This is a genomic window from Burkholderia sp. TSV86, assembly GCF_001522865.1.
Lineage (GTDB): Bacteria > Pseudomonadota > Gammaproteobacteria > Burkholderiales > Burkholderiaceae > Burkholderia.
Map to the genome: position 1 here is coordinate 1 of NZ_LOWB01000069.1, position 15,421 is coordinate 15,421.

The 15,421-nt window shown below is 63.0% G+C and carries 14 protein-coding genes, 2 tRNA genes and 2 pseudogenes; 7 read left to right on the forward strand and 11 right to left on the reverse strand.

From position 1 onward, the window contains the following. Window positions 1-579 precede the first annotated feature (579 nt). The 3 genes from WS68_RS27480 to WS68_RS09300 all read right to left on the reverse strand — a co-directional run bounded on the left by WS68_RS27480 (window position 580) and on the right by WS68_RS09300 (window position 2,156). Window positions 580-879, reverse strand: a complete 300-nt coding sequence (locus WS68_RS27480) for a hypothetical protein (RefSeq protein ID WP_156429432.1) — start codon at window positions 877-879, stop codon at window positions 580-582. Window positions 880-1,079: 200 nt separating this feature from the next. Then, window positions 1,080-1,156, reverse strand: a tRNA-Arg gene (locus WS68_RS09295). 169 nt (window positions 1,157-1,325) lie between these two features. Further along, the gene (locus WS68_RS09300) at window positions 1,326-2,156 is read right to left on the reverse strand and encodes an undecaprenyl-diphosphate phosphatase (RefSeq protein ID WP_059570519.1); all 831 of its coding nucleotides are present in this window, start codon (window positions 2,154-2,156) and stop codon (window positions 1,326-1,328) included. A gap of 540 nt (window positions 2,157-2,696) precedes the next feature. Here WS68_RS09300 and WS68_RS09305 point away from each other — a divergent pair. The 4 genes from WS68_RS09305 (at window position 2,697) to WS68_RS09325 (ending at window position 7,520) form a co-directional block, all read left to right on the forward strand. Further along, complete coding sequence (locus tag WS68_RS09305) at window positions 2,697-3,608, forward strand: aldose epimerase family protein (RefSeq protein ID WP_059570520.1); 912 nt, start codon at window positions 2,697-2,699, stop codon at window positions 3,606-3,608. 371 nt (window positions 3,609-3,979) lie between these two features. After that, a complete protein-coding gene (locus WS68_RS09310; RefSeq protein WP_059570633.1) occupies window positions 3,980-4,672 on the forward strand; it encodes a peptidoglycan DD-metalloendopeptidase family protein in 693 nt (230 codons plus the stop codon). A 1,131-nt stretch (window positions 4,673-5,803) separates the two neighbouring features. Continuing rightward, window positions 5,804-6,124: a DUF2288 domain-containing protein gene (locus WS68_RS09320; RefSeq protein ID WP_059570522.1), complete on the forward strand. Its 321-nt coding sequence runs from the start codon at window positions 5,804-5,806 to the stop codon at window positions 6,122-6,124. A 7-nt stretch (window positions 6,125-6,131) separates the two neighbouring features. Beyond that, window positions 6,132-7,520 (forward strand): MATE family efflux transporter, encoded by a 1,389-nt coding sequence (locus WS68_RS09325; protein WP_059570523.1) that lies wholly within the window; start codon window positions 6,132-6,134, stop codon window positions 7,518-7,520. A 165-nt stretch (window positions 7,521-7,685) separates the two neighbouring features. Here the strand turns inward: WS68_RS09325 and WS68_RS09330 are convergent, their stop codons facing one another. Continuing rightward, window positions 7,686-7,904: a lipoprotein gene (locus tag WS68_RS09330; protein WP_059570524.1), complete on the reverse strand. Its 219-nt coding sequence runs from the start codon at window positions 7,902-7,904 to the stop codon at window positions 7,686-7,688. 175 nt (window positions 7,905-8,079) lie between these two features. Between WS68_RS09330 and WS68_RS25955 the strand changes: the two genes are divergently transcribed. After that, window positions 8,080-8,250 carry a hypothetical protein gene (locus tag WS68_RS25955; RefSeq protein WP_197419569.1) on the forward strand — a complete coding sequence of 57 codons (171 nt, stop codon included), beginning with the start codon at window positions 8,080-8,082 and terminating at the stop codon, window positions 8,248-8,250. A 307-nt stretch (window positions 8,251-8,557) separates the two neighbouring features. Here the strand turns inward: WS68_RS25955 and WS68_RS09335 are convergent, their stop codons facing one another. Together WS68_RS09335 and WS68_RS09340 are read right to left on the reverse strand one after the other, a co-directional pair. Then, a complete protein-coding gene (locus tag WS68_RS09335; RefSeq protein WP_059570525.1) occupies window positions 8,558-9,376 on the reverse strand; it encodes a GNAT family N-acetyltransferase in 819 nt (272 codons plus the stop codon). A 150-nt stretch (window positions 9,377-9,526) separates the two neighbouring features. Next, entirely contained in the window at window positions 9,527-9,988 is a 462-nt protein-coding gene (locus tag WS68_RS09340; RefSeq protein ID WP_059570634.1) for a SixA phosphatase family protein, read from the reverse strand. 157 nt (window positions 9,989-10,145) lie between these two features. Between WS68_RS09340 and WS68_RS09345 the strand changes: the two genes are divergently transcribed. Continuing rightward, a tRNA-Pro gene (locus WS68_RS09345) sits at window positions 10,146-10,222 on the forward strand. Window positions 10,223-10,367: 145 nt separating this feature from the next. Here the strand turns inward: WS68_RS09345 and WS68_RS09350 are convergent. The 4 genes and pseudogenes from WS68_RS09350 to WS68_RS09370 all read right to left on the reverse strand — a co-directional run. Further along, complete coding sequence (locus tag WS68_RS09350) at window positions 10,368-10,844, reverse strand: DUF2514 family protein (protein ID WP_059570526.1); 477 nt, start codon at window positions 10,842-10,844, stop codon at window positions 10,368-10,370. Then, complete coding sequence (locus WS68_RS09355; RefSeq protein ID WP_059570527.1) at window positions 10,841-11,260, reverse strand: glycoside hydrolase family protein; 420 nt, start codon at window positions 11,258-11,260, stop codon at window positions 10,841-10,843. Before WS68_RS09355 ends, WS68_RS09350 begins: the two co-directional genes overlap by 4 nt. A gap of 484 nt (window positions 11,261-11,744) precedes the next feature. After that, window positions 11,745-12,104 (reverse strand): annotated as a pseudogene (locus tag WS68_RS09365) (glycoside hydrolase family protein); the annotation flags it as partial. 2 nt (window positions 12,105-12,106) lie between these two features. Continuing rightward, a pseudogene (locus WS68_RS09370) lies at window positions 12,107-12,853 on the reverse strand (baseplate J/gp47 family protein); the annotation flags it as partial. 364 nt (window positions 12,854-13,217) lie between these two features. On the opposite strand from WS68_RS09370, the gene WS68_RS09375 reads away from it, so the two are divergent. Next, window positions 13,218-13,673 carry a hypothetical protein gene (locus WS68_RS09375; RefSeq protein ID WP_059570529.1) on the forward strand — a complete coding sequence of 152 codons (456 nt, stop codon included), beginning with the start codon at window positions 13,218-13,220 and terminating at the stop codon, window positions 13,671-13,673. Between the two features lie 102 nt (window positions 13,674-13,775). Here the strand turns inward: WS68_RS09375 and ppx are convergent, their stop codons facing one another. Then, window positions 13,776-15,290 carry an exopolyphosphatase gene (ppx, locus tag WS68_RS09380; RefSeq protein ID WP_059570530.1) on the reverse strand — a complete coding sequence of 505 codons (1,515 nt, stop codon included), beginning with the start codon at window positions 15,288-15,290 and terminating at the stop codon, window positions 13,776-13,778. Window positions 15,291-15,421: the final 131 nt, after the last annotated feature.

A 15,421-nucleotide genomic window follows, 5' to 3' on the forward strand; every position in this document is an offset into this window, starting at 1 on the left:
CGACTACGCCGATCTCATGCCTTGGAGAATGCCTGCTGCCCTCAACCGCTGAGGGGCGTCGTTAAAAGACCGCGTACGCATGAAAAACCAACCACTGTCAGATTTAGTCTAGTCCACCGCACATTAGCGCCACTGGCAATGGCAATGTGCTGGCATCCGCACCCGACGGCCACAATCTGCGTTGCGTATTCTCGTTCTCGGGCTGGTCGCAAGCTGGCACCGGCGAATGTATGACCGACGACGGTGCGCTCTACGATTTACAAATTTCTAGGTTAGGAATAGGTGGATAAGCACGAAACCCTGCATAGTCACCGCGACCTTTCCGACGTTCAACCTACCACCGAGAACCGCGCGGCAAGCTGGGATGCCTATTTGCCCATGCTCGCCTTTTCTGCCTCGCAAGGCTGGCATGGAGCGGCCCAGTCGAACCCGTCTCCCTTCTGGACAATCTTCGGAAATCGGTTGGAAGCTCGCACCGCGTTGCAGTTGGGCCAGCGCTTATCGAACGTCCGTACAATCATCCGGTCGGGCGGTAGGAACTTATCGAGCCATTGTGGCCCGCCGTCCTTTTGTAGCAGGTCAATAGCCAGTACGTGCACACCGGACAGTGGAATTCAACTCCGGCGTCGCGGCATGTTCCGGATTCCCGCCGAATACATATCCGGCATCAAACAAGGCTTTCTTGGTCTGCGGTTCGCACTGAGCCCATGCCGCTGCCTCTGCTGCCGTCGTCGGAGCTTTGGTATTGAGTGACGCCCAACAGGTATCAAACCATTCCTGCCCCGTCTGGTAGAACCAGCCCTTACTCGCTCCCCATGCGACCGCCACTGCAATGACAATGACGCCCAAGGCACTGCTTCCGCTATCGTTGCTGCTCACGTCTGCCCCCGTTTCGTTCTATTAATCGAAAGCATTATCGGAGTTGAGGAGGTAACGGGCAATGTGACATCGGATGGCGAAGCGACCGGGACACCGCCAGCGTCGTGATGAATTGACCAATTCCGGTTACACCATGGTTACATGGACCAAGGATCGATAGCTGAAAGAGACAGGAAGAGCAGAGAAGTGCTTGATTTGACTGGCCCGCCCTACACGATTCGAACGTGTGACCTACGGCTTAGAAGGCCGTTGCTCTATCCAACTGAGCTAAGGGCGGTCGGAGAACGACTGCGCTGTTGAAATCGAAGTCGCCAAAAGAAACCAATAAGGAGCGCGCGGCGCGAGAACAAACACCCTCGACCCAAACGCATCACAGGCCCGGTAAAACCGAGCCCGTGATTATACCCGATCACTACGACAATCGGAGCCACCCTGCTACGGGTGCGTTAAGCCGGTTGCGGGTAAAACAGGAACCAGCCAAGACAGAACAGGCCGGCCAGCACGCAATAAAGACCAAACGCCGCAAGCCGCCCGCGCCCTTCGAAGTAGCGCATCAGGAACCGCACGCTCAGATAAGCGGCAATCGCCGTCAACACGCCGCCCAACAGCGCGTCGGCAAGCTGGCCGGGCGCGTGAAGCAGCTTCGGCAGTTCGAGCACGCCGGCAGCGAAGATGATCGGCGTGCCAAGCAGGAAAGAGAATTCCGCCGCCTTCTCCGCCGTCAGCCCCGCCAGATTACCGGCGATCATCGTGAGGCCGCTGCGGGAAAAACCCGGAATCAGCGCTCCCACCTGCGCAAGGCCGACGAAAAATGCTTGCTTGAACGTCAGTTTTTCGGGCGGACGATGTGCACTCGCTCGCTGAACCCGGTCGCCGATCCACAGCAAGATGCCGTTGACGATCAGCGCAATCGCGACAATCCGCAGATCGTGGAACACCCGCTCGATGTGCTTCTCGAGCAGCAATCCGACGAGCCCCGCCGGAATCGTGCCGATGATGAGCGCCCACATCATATGGCCATCGTCGTTCTTGCGCCCATTGAGCGAAGCGAAGAAGCCGGTGATCAGCGCGAGCCAGCGGTCACGGAAATACCAGAGAAGCGCAAATGCGGTACCCAGATGCAACGCGACGAGAAACGGCAGCAGCTGCGGCGCATGCTTGTCGATATGCATGCCGAAGATAGCGGGCACGAGCAATGTGTGCCCGAGGCTGCTGACAGGAAAGAGTTCGGTTACGCCCTGCAGGACGCTCAGGAATACCAGAAACCAAAGGCTCACGCGTCGGTCCTTTTATCGGAGAGATTAAGCGAGGAAAACTGGCGGAGACGGCGTAGCATGCGCTCGACGCCGCACCACCCCAGAAAACCGCGCCCCGATTATGCCGAGCGTGAATGACTGCGCCAAGGCGTTTGGCGCAAATCAGGTATCCAGCCAACAGCCGGATACATTCCCACATGATTTGAAAGCACCTCGAAAGCACATATCAATCTAAATGACTGCCTCCAGGCACAAAGGTGGTCAGATCAACGGCCGACTTTGTAGAAGAACAGCACCGTGCTGCCGGTGAACATCCCGAAAAGCGTGAGAGCCATCGCAGTTGCCAGATCCATAGTGAGTTCTCCAAGGTAAATCTTGATACGGCACGATATAAAGATGACCGGTTGACGTCATTGTCCTTACGGATGACGTTCTTTGACATTCTCGATTTCCCGTACATCGCCTCCCGTCATCCGCCGTACCGACGGCTCGCCCAACAACCCCGCACGATCCGCTATTCTTAGTAATCCAGCCCCTAATAAAACGTCAACGCGCGTCATCATGCCTACTTTCCAGAATCAACCCATTCTTGAACTTGCCGACGGCGCATCGCTCGCGCGCATCGCGCCTCAGGCAGGCGGACGGCTCTTGTCATGGAGCGTCGACGGCGAAAGCGTCGTGTTCTGGCCCGAATCGGCAGATTGGTCACGCCCCGCCAAGGTCCGCGGCGGCAATCCGTTGCTGTTCCCATTTCTCGGCCGCCATTGGGCAGATGGCCAGATAGGCCGGTGGCGCGACCGCAACGGCATCGTGCGCGATCTGCCGATGCACGGTTTCGCTCGCGACCTGCCATTCAGCGCGCATCCTGATGCCGACGGCCGCGGCGTGACGCTAACGCTCGAAAGCAACAGCGCCACGCGCGGCGGTTATCCGTTCGAATTCCGTTTCGACGCGAGCTACCGGCTCACCGATGCGCACACGCTCGACGTCGCCTTGACGACGTCCAATCTGAGCCAAACGCCGCTGCCGTACTACGCAGGCCACCATTTCTACTTTGCGCTGCCGCATGGCGAACGCGCGTCGACAACACTCGCGCTGCCGCCCGCACAGATTCGCCGCCAGCTCGACGACGGCTCGATCAGCCCGCCCGAGCCCGGCGCGCCACACTATACGTTGGACGATTCGAGCATCATCGACCGCTTTCACTGCCTCGAGCCCGACCGCACGCCCGTCGAGCCGGTTCGCATCGCGATGCCCGGCCGTCACACGATCGAGATCGATCTGAACCGGCCCGGCTCGGCGCCGTGGTATGCCGTCACGACATGGACCGAAGCGCCCGAATCGGACTTCTACTGCGTCGAGCCGTGGCTCGGCCTGCCGGACGCGATCCACAACGGTCTCGGCCTTCGCACCGTCGCGCCAGGCGCGACCGAAACCGCAGCGTTGCGCATCCGCGTCACGCCGTTGAGTTGACACGGCGCGCATTACGCCGTCTGGGCACGTCATTCGCGTCAGGCCACGCGCCGGCGTGGGCGCGCCGCCCGCGGCAACCGGCGGCGGCGTACTTCCCAAGCAGCTTATAGCGTGCTCCTATGATGAGCCGCCCGCCACGCACGCCGCATGAGACACCCCGCTGGCGCCACGCCACCGCTTACCCATACGCGCCGCCCCGCCCCCGCGCCCTCGAATGTGCGAATCCCCACTCCGCCCACGCAAACACGTCCGGCCGTATGTCCGCATCCGCGCATATCGAACGCAAAGCCGCGTGCCTGTTGCCGAACCCGTTAAAATCAGATGTTTTTGTCCCTGCTGCCGCGCCGTCGCGGCAGTGCTTGCGAGGTTCAATGTTGGTGAAAACAACGAGACGGCTCGTCGTCGCATCGCTTGCCGCGCTGCTTGCCGCGTGCGGTTCGGCCCCCGTCGGCACCGGTTTCTATCGGGTCGAGCGCGGCGACACGCTGAATAAAATCGCGCGCTCGAACGGGCAGTCGGTCGCGAACATCGTCCGCTGGAATCAGATTTCGAATCCGGACGCGATAGAAGTCGGCCAAGTGCTGCGTGTTGCGCCGCCATCGGGCACCGCGTCGAAGGCCGCTACGGGCAGCACGGCCCGCAGTTCGGGCCGCACGGCATCGGCTTCGTCATCTGCGTCAGCGGTCAAGCCCCCATCGAGCATCTCGCTCGTCTGGCCCGCGGCTGGCAACGTGGTTCGCTCATTCGACGGCTCGCAGTCCAAAGGCATCGACATCGCGAACACGGCGGGCACGCCGGTCGTCGCGGCAGCGGCCGGCACGGTCGTGTATGCGGGCAACGGGCTGCGCGGCTACGGCAACCTGCTGATCATCAAACACAATGCGGATTTTCTGACGTCCTACGCGCACAACCGCACGCTGCTCGCGAAGGAAGGAGAAACGGTCGCGCAAGGACAAAAGATCGCGGAGATGGGCGATACCGACAACAACCGCGTCGCGCTGCATTTCGAACTGCGCTACAGCGGCCGCCCGATGGATCCGGTGCGCTATCTGCCGTCGCGCTGACGCGCCCGCATGCGCATACATGCAGCGCCGCGCGCGGCAACGGCCGCCGCGTGCGCCGGCCGGATGAAGGCTGTCGAAAAGATGCTCAGCGTTTGCGCAACCGGCCAGAAAGGGGATCGACACGGCAAGCGAACGCCACCAGCGCGCCAATCCCGACTACGCTAAGCCCCGTAGCTATCAGAATCAGGTCCATGATCGTATCTATTGTTGGTAAGCCGATCATACGCAGCATTTATGGTTTTCGCATGAAGGTGTTTCCCCAAGTAACGGCGCGAAAGATGGCGCCTGATCCATCATTTCGTTGTCCTGTGCACTGACATGGCGCACAGTCCGCGCGAGCGGAAATCCACGATGCCGCCCGGCACCGGCTGCCGTGCCGATCCCATCGCCCGCTTCGGCCCGCGCCTGCCCGCCCGCTATCCCATCGGCATCGATATCTGCGCCAATGAACTGACGAAAGCGGCTGCATAGCGCCGCGCGATGAAGTGGCGGCCTGCACCGTCGCGCACCGGACATTCGACGAACCGAAGGATGCCTCCAATCGTTTCGCAAGCGGCTTCGCTCGCGCCGACGTGAAACGCGGCAAGCAGATCGGCATTCCGCGCGCAGAGCGCTCAAACGGCAATCGCGCGCCGGGCCGCGTATCAGATCGATGCGATAGCAGCCTCGGCGTTCGTGTTGTTCGCGCTGTTCGGCACGCGCGCGCTCGCATTGCGTCTGGGCGGCAACTGCGCGGCCGCGCCCATCACCGCTCGCGCCGACAGTCAGATAACCGCGCCGCCGCGCGCATCGCCCACCGTCGCCCGCGACGATCAATTGCGTCGATGCCGAATACGAAAGCAAGACTCGCCCCGCACACGAACACCCACGCGACATTGCGTGCGCCGCCGATTTGCCGATAAACGCAACCGCGACGATCGTTCGCGCGGGCACCGCGCAAGTTGAGCGACAAAACGCGCCGCTGCGTCGTTTGCGGCCGTTGGCGAACGCGCACTTATGCCGCACATCCTGTCTATCCCGGCAACCGCAGACGCTATCGCACTTCGCCTGACCTAACCGAACGGCCTACTCTCGAGCGCCGCACGAATGGTTTATAGTGGCGCTCACCGTAGTCAGTTCAATCTCCGTCCGATGTCTTCAAACGCCTCGTCCGCCGACGCGCAACACAGTCCGCTTTATCTGAAACTTCTTGGCGAAACCGCGAAGATCGACTGGTGCGATCTCGAACGCTTCTTTGCGCAAGGCAAGCTGCTGTCCGTGGCGCGCGATCTCGATCTCGTGAGCATCGCCGAGGCGATTGCCCGCGACGATAAGGATCAGGTCGCCCGATGGCTCGCCGCGGGCCATGTCGAACGGATGCAGACGAACACCGCGCAGGATTACGCGGCGCGCACACCCGAGCTGTGGGCGGTCGTCGTGTCGCCTTGGGTGTGCGTACAAGAGCGCGGGTAACGCGGCAATGTCCGCCCCCGCCCGCCCCGGCAATAGTCTCGGGCCCCGCACCGGTGCAAACTGGCACCGCCGCGTGCTCGGTCTCGCATTGCCGATCATCGCGGCCAACCTTACACAACCGATCCTCGGCGCGGTCGATACGGCCGTCGCAGGCCACCTGAACGGCACGCAATATCTCGGCGGCGTCGCGCTCGGCGGGCTCTTTTTCAATTTCGTGTACTGGGGCTTCGGATTCTTGCGCATGGGCACGACAGGGCTTGTCGCGCGGTCATACGGCGCCAACGATCTCGCGGCAATCCGCGTCGACGTGCTACGCGCGCTGCTGCTCGCATTCGCGCTCGGCGCAGCGGTGCTCGCGCTGCAAACGCCGCTCGTCACGTTCGCGTTCGCCGCGCTCGGCGGCAGCGACGCCGTGCGCGCGACAGCCTTCGAATACACGCATGCGCGCATCTGGGCTGCTCCATTCGCGCTCGCGAACTACGCGATACTCGGTTGCCTGCTCGGCATGCAGCGCGTGCGGCTGGCGCTCGCCATTCAGGTGTTCGTCAATGCCGTCAACATCGGCGCAGTGCTGCTCTACGTGTACCGTTTCGATTGGGGCGTCGCAGGCATCGGCGCCGCGACGGCGACGGCCGACATCGCGGGTTTCGCGCTCGGTGCGCTGCTGCTTGGCCGGCTGAGCCCGTCCGGCCTGCCGCGCATCGAGCGCGCGCAGCTGTTCGAGCGTGCAGCGTTGATGCGGCTCGTCGCGCTCAACCGCGACATCTTTATCCGCACGCTATGCCTGCTTTCGGCGTTCGGCTGGTTTGCGCACCTCGGCGCGCGGCAAGACGACACGACGCTCGCCGCAAACGCGCTGCTACTGAATCTGCAGACTTTCATGGCATACGGCCTGGACGGCTTCGCGCATGCCGCGGAAGCACTGGTAGGCGCGGCAGCGGGCGCACGCGATCGCGGCGCGTTCGGTCACGCGCTGCGCACGACATTCGTCTGGGCAGGGCTCGGTGCAGCCGGATTCGCGCTCGTCTACTGGAGCGCTGGCGGATGGATCGTCGCCCAGTTGACCGACCAACCGTCGATTCGCGACATGGCCGGGCGTTATCTGCCGTGGGCGGCGTTATCGCCTGTGATCTCGGTATGGGGCTTCATGCTCGACGGTGTCTTCATCGGCGCGACGTACACCCGAGCGTTGATGCGTGCGATGGCGGTATCGTTCGCGCTGTTCGTCGCGGCAACGTTCGCGCTCGTCGGCCCATTCGGCAATCATGGGCTCTGGGCCGCGCTGCTGATTTTCATGGGCGCGCGCGGCGTGACGCTAGTCCGGCACCTTCCCGCGCTGACAAGAACGATTGCCGATGGCCCGCGTTCCAGCGGATTCGCTGCCGTCGCCGACTGACGCCCGGCACTCCGGCGCCCGCTGCGGCCGGCGCTTCACCCCGCCCGATACGCCGCGCTCCGCGGCATCCGCTGCTGGAACACGGCATACCACAACCACGCTCCAGCGCGCCGGCGTATTCAAGCATTCGCGCGTCGCCGGCCTACGCGTTGCGCACCGGCCCAACTATCGTGCTGGCGCGGGGCCAGGCGCCGGCGTCGCGCTCCCTGGAGCGGGCGCTTTCGCGTCGGGCGTTTCCAGCATCGACGGCGGCGTCATATCGGTCGGCACGCCTTGGTAATCGAGGGGATCTTGCGGCGGCGTGCCGCGACGCGTTTGCCGGGGGGCACTCACACAGCCGGCCAGCACGGCCGCAACCAGCGCGGCGACGATGATGCGATTCATGATTTTCCTTCGGGCGGGTTGACGGTTGCGCCGCCCGTTACCGCCGAGCGGCGCCCGGCGAGTCTACTGGAAATCGGCGCGCGGCGACGCGGCTCGATCACGCGGCTTCTCGGTCCACGCATGCATGTTCTACTATGAAAACGTGGCGCTATGCCGGTTTGAAAGGAGGGCTGCCATGGATACCGAATCGATCGCGGGCCTGATCGGCCTATCTATTGGACTGATGGTACTCATCGGTCTGTCCGTTTACGAATCGCGAGAGTACAAACGGACGCACAACGGCGAGGGCATGATCCATCACTGGATGGCCGAGCATCACTGGCTCGATTGGCGGCGCAAACACTAGCGCCGCCGCGACTGCGGCTCATGCCGGTTTTCGGCGCGCAGACCGCGCCGCGGCACGCTATGCGCATCGCACGGCTCGCGGAAAGATAGCGGCATTCTTTCAGCAACACTGCGGCACCCGCTTGAAGCGGGCTGATGGTTGTTCGCGTGCCGGCGCCCGCCTTCATTGCCGGTGCGCTACCGGCGCGGCATGTGTGCCGGCTTCGCGCCCGCGTTACGTGGGCCGCCGTCGCAGGCGGCCCGCTCCAAAACGCACGGCCCGGCAATGAACTTACCGGGCCGCTGTCGTATCGTCGCACCGCGCGTTGTCAGCGCGGCAGCGGGTCGCTCAGGAAATGGCGCGCATATCGGGCGTTGATATCCGACAAGCGGAATAACGTCAGGAAATCCGCGCAATTGAAATCGGGATCCCACGCGGGAGCGCCGCAAATCTTTGCGCCGAGCCGCAGATAGCCCTTGATGAGCGGAGGCGGCGCCACCTTCACACCGGTCTGAAGATCGTCGACCGGCAGCGGCGTATGGGGAAACGCTCGATACTCGGGCGCCGTCAACGCATCGCCGAGCGACCGATAAAGGTTGGCCGCATAGTGACCGCCATCCGCCATCGACACGCTCGCGCAACCGAGCATCGTCTCGTAGCCGTTTTGCTGCATATACGTGCCAAGCCCGCCCCAGAGGGCCATGATCACGGCGCCGCTGCGATAGTCGCGATGCACGCACGAGCGCCCGACCTCGACCATCTTCGAGCGCAGGTGCGCCAGACGCGACAGATCGAACTCGCCTTGCGCGTACAGGCGGCCGATGCGCGCGGCCTGATGCGGCGGCAACACGCGGTATGTGCCGACAACCTTCAGCGTATCGAGATCGCGCACCAACAGATGATCGCAGTACGGGTCGAACGAATCGACATCGAGGCCGGCCGGGCCGACCAAGCGAGCACCCATTTCCTCTGCGAACACGCTATGGCGCAGGCGCTGCGCTTCGCGCAGCTCATCTTCGGTGCGCGCCCACACGGCGCGCAGCCGGAATTCCGAGGTAACCGTTTCAGCCGCGCGTGGCAAACGGCGACGCGGCAGTTCAAGGGGTAGCGAGGCAAAAGGGAGCGTAGGCGTCGGCAGTTCTCGCATTAGGCTTTCCTGGTCGTAAGGAAGGGAACGACATGCCCGCCAATGTAGTAACCGGCCGTGACGCTTATGTGGCAAAACGGTGTCCATTCGGTGACGTGTCGCCGATTTGACTTTAGCAGAAAGCCGGAAATAGCGCTGGATTGCCCGCGATTAGATTAGATCTGGCGCAATTGCTGCGCGCAGCACTGTCTGGCCATTGCCATCGCGCACGCGGTTCGTGAGCCAGAACAGGCCGCCCTTCTTGACGCTCCAGCTTTCGCGCGAGCCGGCGAGCAACCAGGCGGCGACACTGCCGAGCGTCGGCTGATGTCCAACGATGACGACCGTCGACGCGATCCCATCCGGCCAACCCGCCGCAACGAGCACGTCGTCGACATTGCCGCCTGGCGCAAGCTCGTTGACGATCCGATATTGATCAGTCAGTGCCTCGGCTGTCTGCAGTGTGCGCGCCGCAGGGCTCACGAGCACCGCCGCGTTGCGCTCGATGCGCGCGCGCAACCATTTCGCCGCGGCCTGCGCGTCCTTGTGGCCGCGCTCGGTCAGGCGGCGACCGAGATCGGTGCTCGCGTAGTCTTCGGCTTCAGCATGACGCCAGAGAATCAGGTTTGTCACAAGCAACCTCCGAAACGCAATGGGGTGACGCGCCGTGACGGCGACGTTTCATTGTCCATTTTCTTGCATCGGCCCAATGCGCACATCCGAAAATCCATTTTGACTACGCGCAATGATTGACCAGGTCTCAAAAAGAGAGATAGAATCAATGATTCGTCGGAGCGTAGCGCAGCCTGGTAGCGCATCTGATTTGGGATCAGAGGGTCGTAGGTTCGAATCCTATCGCTCCGACCACAAACACCCAAGCAGTACAACGGTTGGCGGATGGCTCATCATGCCACCGCGAACCGCCTCCAAATTCGAAAGTCTCATTTCTCCAAAAATGACGATGCCGGTACATGCCGCGACAGTACCGAGTCGGCCATGGTCTAGCGTCCATTTATCGTTTTGCCGTCAGCGCGTCGTAATCGGCTTCACACTGCCGGCCGGCAACGCCCCGTTCGTCAGCGATTCGCGCCAACTCTCCCGCTCGCGCGTCAGCCCCGCCGAGCACGTCGGCGAACAAATCGAGGGCGTCGCCGGTTGCCGGGCTTCCGGCGGCAGCGGTGGGATGGCGGGCACGCTCGACCAGCACGGCGACTTGCTTGCGCAGGCCGTCAGCAGCATCAGCGGCACGAGCAGCGTCAGCGCGCGCCGTATCACGTTGTTTCGCAGCATCTTCAGCAATCTCCTGTTGAGCCGCAGTACGGCGTTGTTCCTCCGCGCGCGCAGCGGTAACGGCGTCGAGTTGCGCTTTCTGCGCGGCGACCGTCGTCGTGCGCACGCCGTCGGCGTGCCCCTTGAAATAGCCGGTTGCCGAGCCCACTACGGCGGCGGCAATCACGGCGAGCCAGACACGGGGATCGATCCAAGTCATGCCCCGCTCCGCATCATCGCGGCGAGGCGCGTCGCACGCGCGCCGACCTGCTGCGCCCACTTCGACGCAAGCATGCCGTCGGCCGCCGCCGCGTAGTCGCCGCGCTTCATCGCCGCGAGCGTATTCGTGAACGTGAGCAGCGCACCGCCCATGTTGAATGCCATGTTGATCACCACGCGCTGACGTACACCATCAAGTTGACGCCACCACGATAAATTCCGATCGAGCCAGGCCACCGTCCGATCAATGTCGCTCGACAGCATCGCGTCGCACTCGGGATCGCTGATGCCCACATCGGTTAGATTGCGGCCGACACCGATCGTCGTTTTGCCGACGGTATCAACGTAGGGTTTCAGCCGACGCCCTTCGTCGCGGCTCAGTTCGGCAATGAGTTGCCGACGATCAAAGGTGCCCATGTCACTTTTCTCCGAAAATCATAAATATCAGCTTCGTTGTCGGCCGCGGATTAAGTGTTGAAGAAACCGAGTGCATGATTCATGAAATCTCCCTATGTAGAGCGCTTCACCTCAGGCAATAGATGTGCCATAGGTAATAAATCGCTGTTTTTAAAAAAATAATCCTTGAAATCCCCCCATGGGGTAGTGACTAAATGGACGGATCAGTCCACGACCAGGACCGGCTTGCAGGACGATATCGTCCATTGATCAAGCCATCCACGAGGCCAGGATTGTTGCGAGACTTGAGCGAAGCTTGGAAGAGCCAATCTTCGGCAACGAAACGCAAATGCGCACATTCGAAGACGCCGAGCGGCGCCTACAGAACCTCGCCCGACAGATAGACCTCAAGTTGAGGCTCGTAAAGGCAACGCCGCGCCCCCATCGCTCCGGCCCTGAAGACGTGCCGCCTAACACGACGAAGCGAACGATCCCCAAAAAGTAATCAGTCGAGCCCCTTTTCGCACAGCGCGCGCTCATCAGCACGACGTTTCACCAGCCCCGGCAGCACACGGCCGCCGGCCGTCACCCACGGCGGCCGGCCGTTGTCCGCCTCGTTCAGCGCGCGGCACGCGCCCTTCCAGTCGCCAGCGTTGAACCGCTTCGTCGTCGTGCTGCCGCAGTACGCGGCCGCGCCAATGTTGTAGGCGAAGCTCACCGCGGCCGCGAGCTGGTACGTGTGCCCCTTCAGACCGGGCGTGCACTTCAGCACCGGCTCGGCGTGCGCGATCAGTTGCCGCTCGAGCGACTCGCGGCACTCGGCCTCGCTGTAGCGCCGGCCAACGACGACGCTGGTCGTGTCGCCTAGCCGGTGAGCGCCTTGATGGCGACGGTGGCCGCAATCGGTGCCGGCGTTGGCCGGAAAAAATTGATCGCGATCGGTCGCCCATAGATGTCCGTGACGACAATCGCCGTCGTACCGTATGTTCCCGATCCTGGCGTCTTTTTCGCCGCAATCGCATTCGCGATCACCGTCGCATCACCGCCTTCCACGACGAGCGATATCGAGTGCGACGGAATGCCATTAGCGTCCGTCGCACCGGTGTCGTTTTCGTAAGCGACGTAGCGCGTGACACCTGTTACGTTCGCTACTGCCCCAATGATCCCATCGAGCACTGTGAGCGACGGCAGTGCCGTCGACACGGTCTGCCGTCGCCGCAGCTCCGCATCTTTCTCGACGGGCGCGCCCTCGGCAGCGTCGGCCGGGTTCGTCACCGACTGCCAGCCGAGCGCCGGTGTCGCGATCTGGGTGATCGTGCCCGCGCGCGCAGAGATGTCGCCAATCGTTGCGCACGTGGCCGTCACCGTGATCGTACCGCTGGGCGGAATCGTCACGGTGGCCGGCAGCATCCATTTCACGCCGTTCGCGTCCTTCGCCGCGCCGTTCGTAATCGTCGCGCCGGCCTGTCCGACAAGCACGACGTCGGCGCTCGAGAACGACGCGACCTTCCGCGCAATGCCGTTGATCTTGACGTTGCTCGACAGCGCATCGCCCTGCGCCGTGGCGGGACTGAACGATCGATAGATCGCAATCGCGATCGAGTTCGCGTCGCTGTTCCGCCGACCGTGCTGCGGCGGTCATTCCTGCGGGAACAAATTCAACCTCCATTTCCTCAGCCGGATATAGCTGCAACATCGCGCATGCGGCGTCGATAACATCGGCATTGTCCCTAACGGACGTGCGTTGCGCATCCATTCGTCCCTATCGCCCGCACGACAGCAGTTTTCGCTATCATCAACATTAGTTCCCCCGCAAGCCCGCCTAAGCGGCCAGGGTCGGATACCCAAGCCCCGGCCGGGCAAAAGGCGAAAGCGGCGAGGAAAGCCGCAGCGCCAGCGTCACCGCGCTTTGCATGTGCCCACCGGCTGCTGCCACTGGCCGCCAATACCCCGCCGCCTTGCGGCTGATTTCGATTACATGAATCATCCCATCCGCTTCATCGCCCGGCTCCTGATTTCCATCGCGACGCTCGCGAATACGGCGTCGGCGTATGCCGACGCGCCAACGCCCGGCACGGCACTCGACTCCGCACTCGACTGCTCGTCGACAGGCCACGCGTTTGTCGCACCGCTCCTCGCGAGCCGGGCAATCCGCTCGCAGCCCATGCATGTCGAGGCGAATTCGGTCAATGCATTTCGCACGAACAGCCCGCTTACCGCCTACGGCTTCCCGGTTTTCGTCGTGCTCGGCTATCAGGCCGACGATCCGCTCTTCAAACACGGCGACGGCGAACCGATTGGCGCATGGGCATACGGCGTCGTCGTCAGAGGGACGAAAAGCGAAGTAGAAGAAAAGGTGCGTGCGGCCGGCAGCCAGGCAACGGTCAAGACCGCACTGCCGTTTTTGACGGCGATCGTCTGCACGCCGCGATAAGCGCACCGCGAATCTGCTGCGGCGCGACCCCGCGAAACGAATGCGCCGCGCGTGAGCGCGGCGTCAAACCGACGAAAGCAGGCGAATCCGACGGCTAACGAATCACGCCTCCGTATACACGACACGATACGGAATCCCGATTTTCTCCCACTCCGCCGCTTCCTGACTCAGGCTGTAATCAGTCAGCGGATTCTGCGCGACCCACGCATTCGGCAAATGCACTTCGTAGCCGCCCTTCTTCATCTGCGCGACGCGAATTTCGGGCAAACCCGCATCGGTCCGGCGCCGGCACAGTAGCGCGGCAAGACGCAAACAGAACAGCAGCGGCCATTCGACTTCGCGCGTCTGCGACAACTTGCCGAGTTTGCCCGCATGACCGAGCACCAGCGCCGCGAGCCGCGCCTGGTCGGTGCGCGAAAAGCCCGGCATGTCCGCATTGCTGGCGATATATGCGGAGTGCTTATGATAGGCGCTGTGCGAAATCGACAACCCGATCTCGTGCAGCGCGGCAGCCCAGGCCAAAAACATCCGGCTCTCCTCGCGCGCCTCGCCGTCGGGCACGTCGAGCTGATCATAGAAACGCGCGGCCTGCGTGCCGATGCGCGCGGCTTGCGCGCGATCGACGCCGTAGCGGCGCATGAAGCCGTCGACCGTCACCGCGCGCATGTCCTCATGCTGCGTGCGGCCGAGCAGATCATATAGAACACCTAAGCGCAGCGCGCCATCCGTCGTGTCGACATAATCGATGCCGAGTTCCTCGAATACGGCGAGCATGATCGACAGCCCGCCCGCGAGCACCGGCACGCGATCGGGCTTCAGCGCGACCAGCTTCAGCCGGTTCACGTTCTCCGACTTGATGAGCGCGCGCTTCAGACGCTCCAGCCCGCCGCGCGAAATGCCGTGCGCGACGCCCGCATCGTTGAAACCGTTCGCCTCGACCAGTTCCGCGAGCGCACGCGCGGTGCCTGACGAGCCGATCGCCTGATCCCATCCCGCCTTCTTGTATTCGCTCGAGATAATCTGAATCTCGCGCTTGGCCGCGAGTTCGGCCTGCCTCATCGTGTATTCGTCGACGTTGCCCGCCGGAAAAAACGTGCGGCTATGGCTCACGCAGCCGATGTACAGGCTCTCCATCACGAGCGGCGTGTAATGCTGGCCGATGATGAATTCGGTCGAGCCGCCGCCGATGTCGACGACGAGCCGCTTGCCCGCGCTCGCCGGCACCGAATGTGCGGCGCCCGCGTAGATGAGCCGCGCTTCCTCGCGGCCCGCGATCACTTCGATCGGAAAACCGAGCGCCGCCTCAGCTTCGGCGAGAAATTCGCCGGCATTCTTCGCGACTCGCAACGTGTTCGTCGCGACCGCGCGCACGTGCTCGGGATGAAAATCGCGCAGCCGTTCGCCAAAGCGCTTGAGCGCTTCCCAACCGCGCTCCTGCGAGGCGCGGTCGAGCATCTTGTCGCGCGACAGGCCGGCCGCGAGCCGCACCGGTTCGCGCAGCGCATCGACGGGATAGATCTGGCTGCCGGCAGACGCCTCTTCGACACGGCCGACGATGAGCCGGAAGCTGTTCGAGCCGAGATCGACGGCAGCCAGTAAATGCGGGGATGTAACCATCGAGAGTGGGCTCCGTTCTCGCCTGGCCGCGCGGCAGAGGATTGCCGCGCGTACCGAAAGGTTCAAAGGCGCCATTTTAAGCGCTGCGCGGCGCCCGGTGGCGGCCCCGATAAAACTTGCGATGCCGCTTT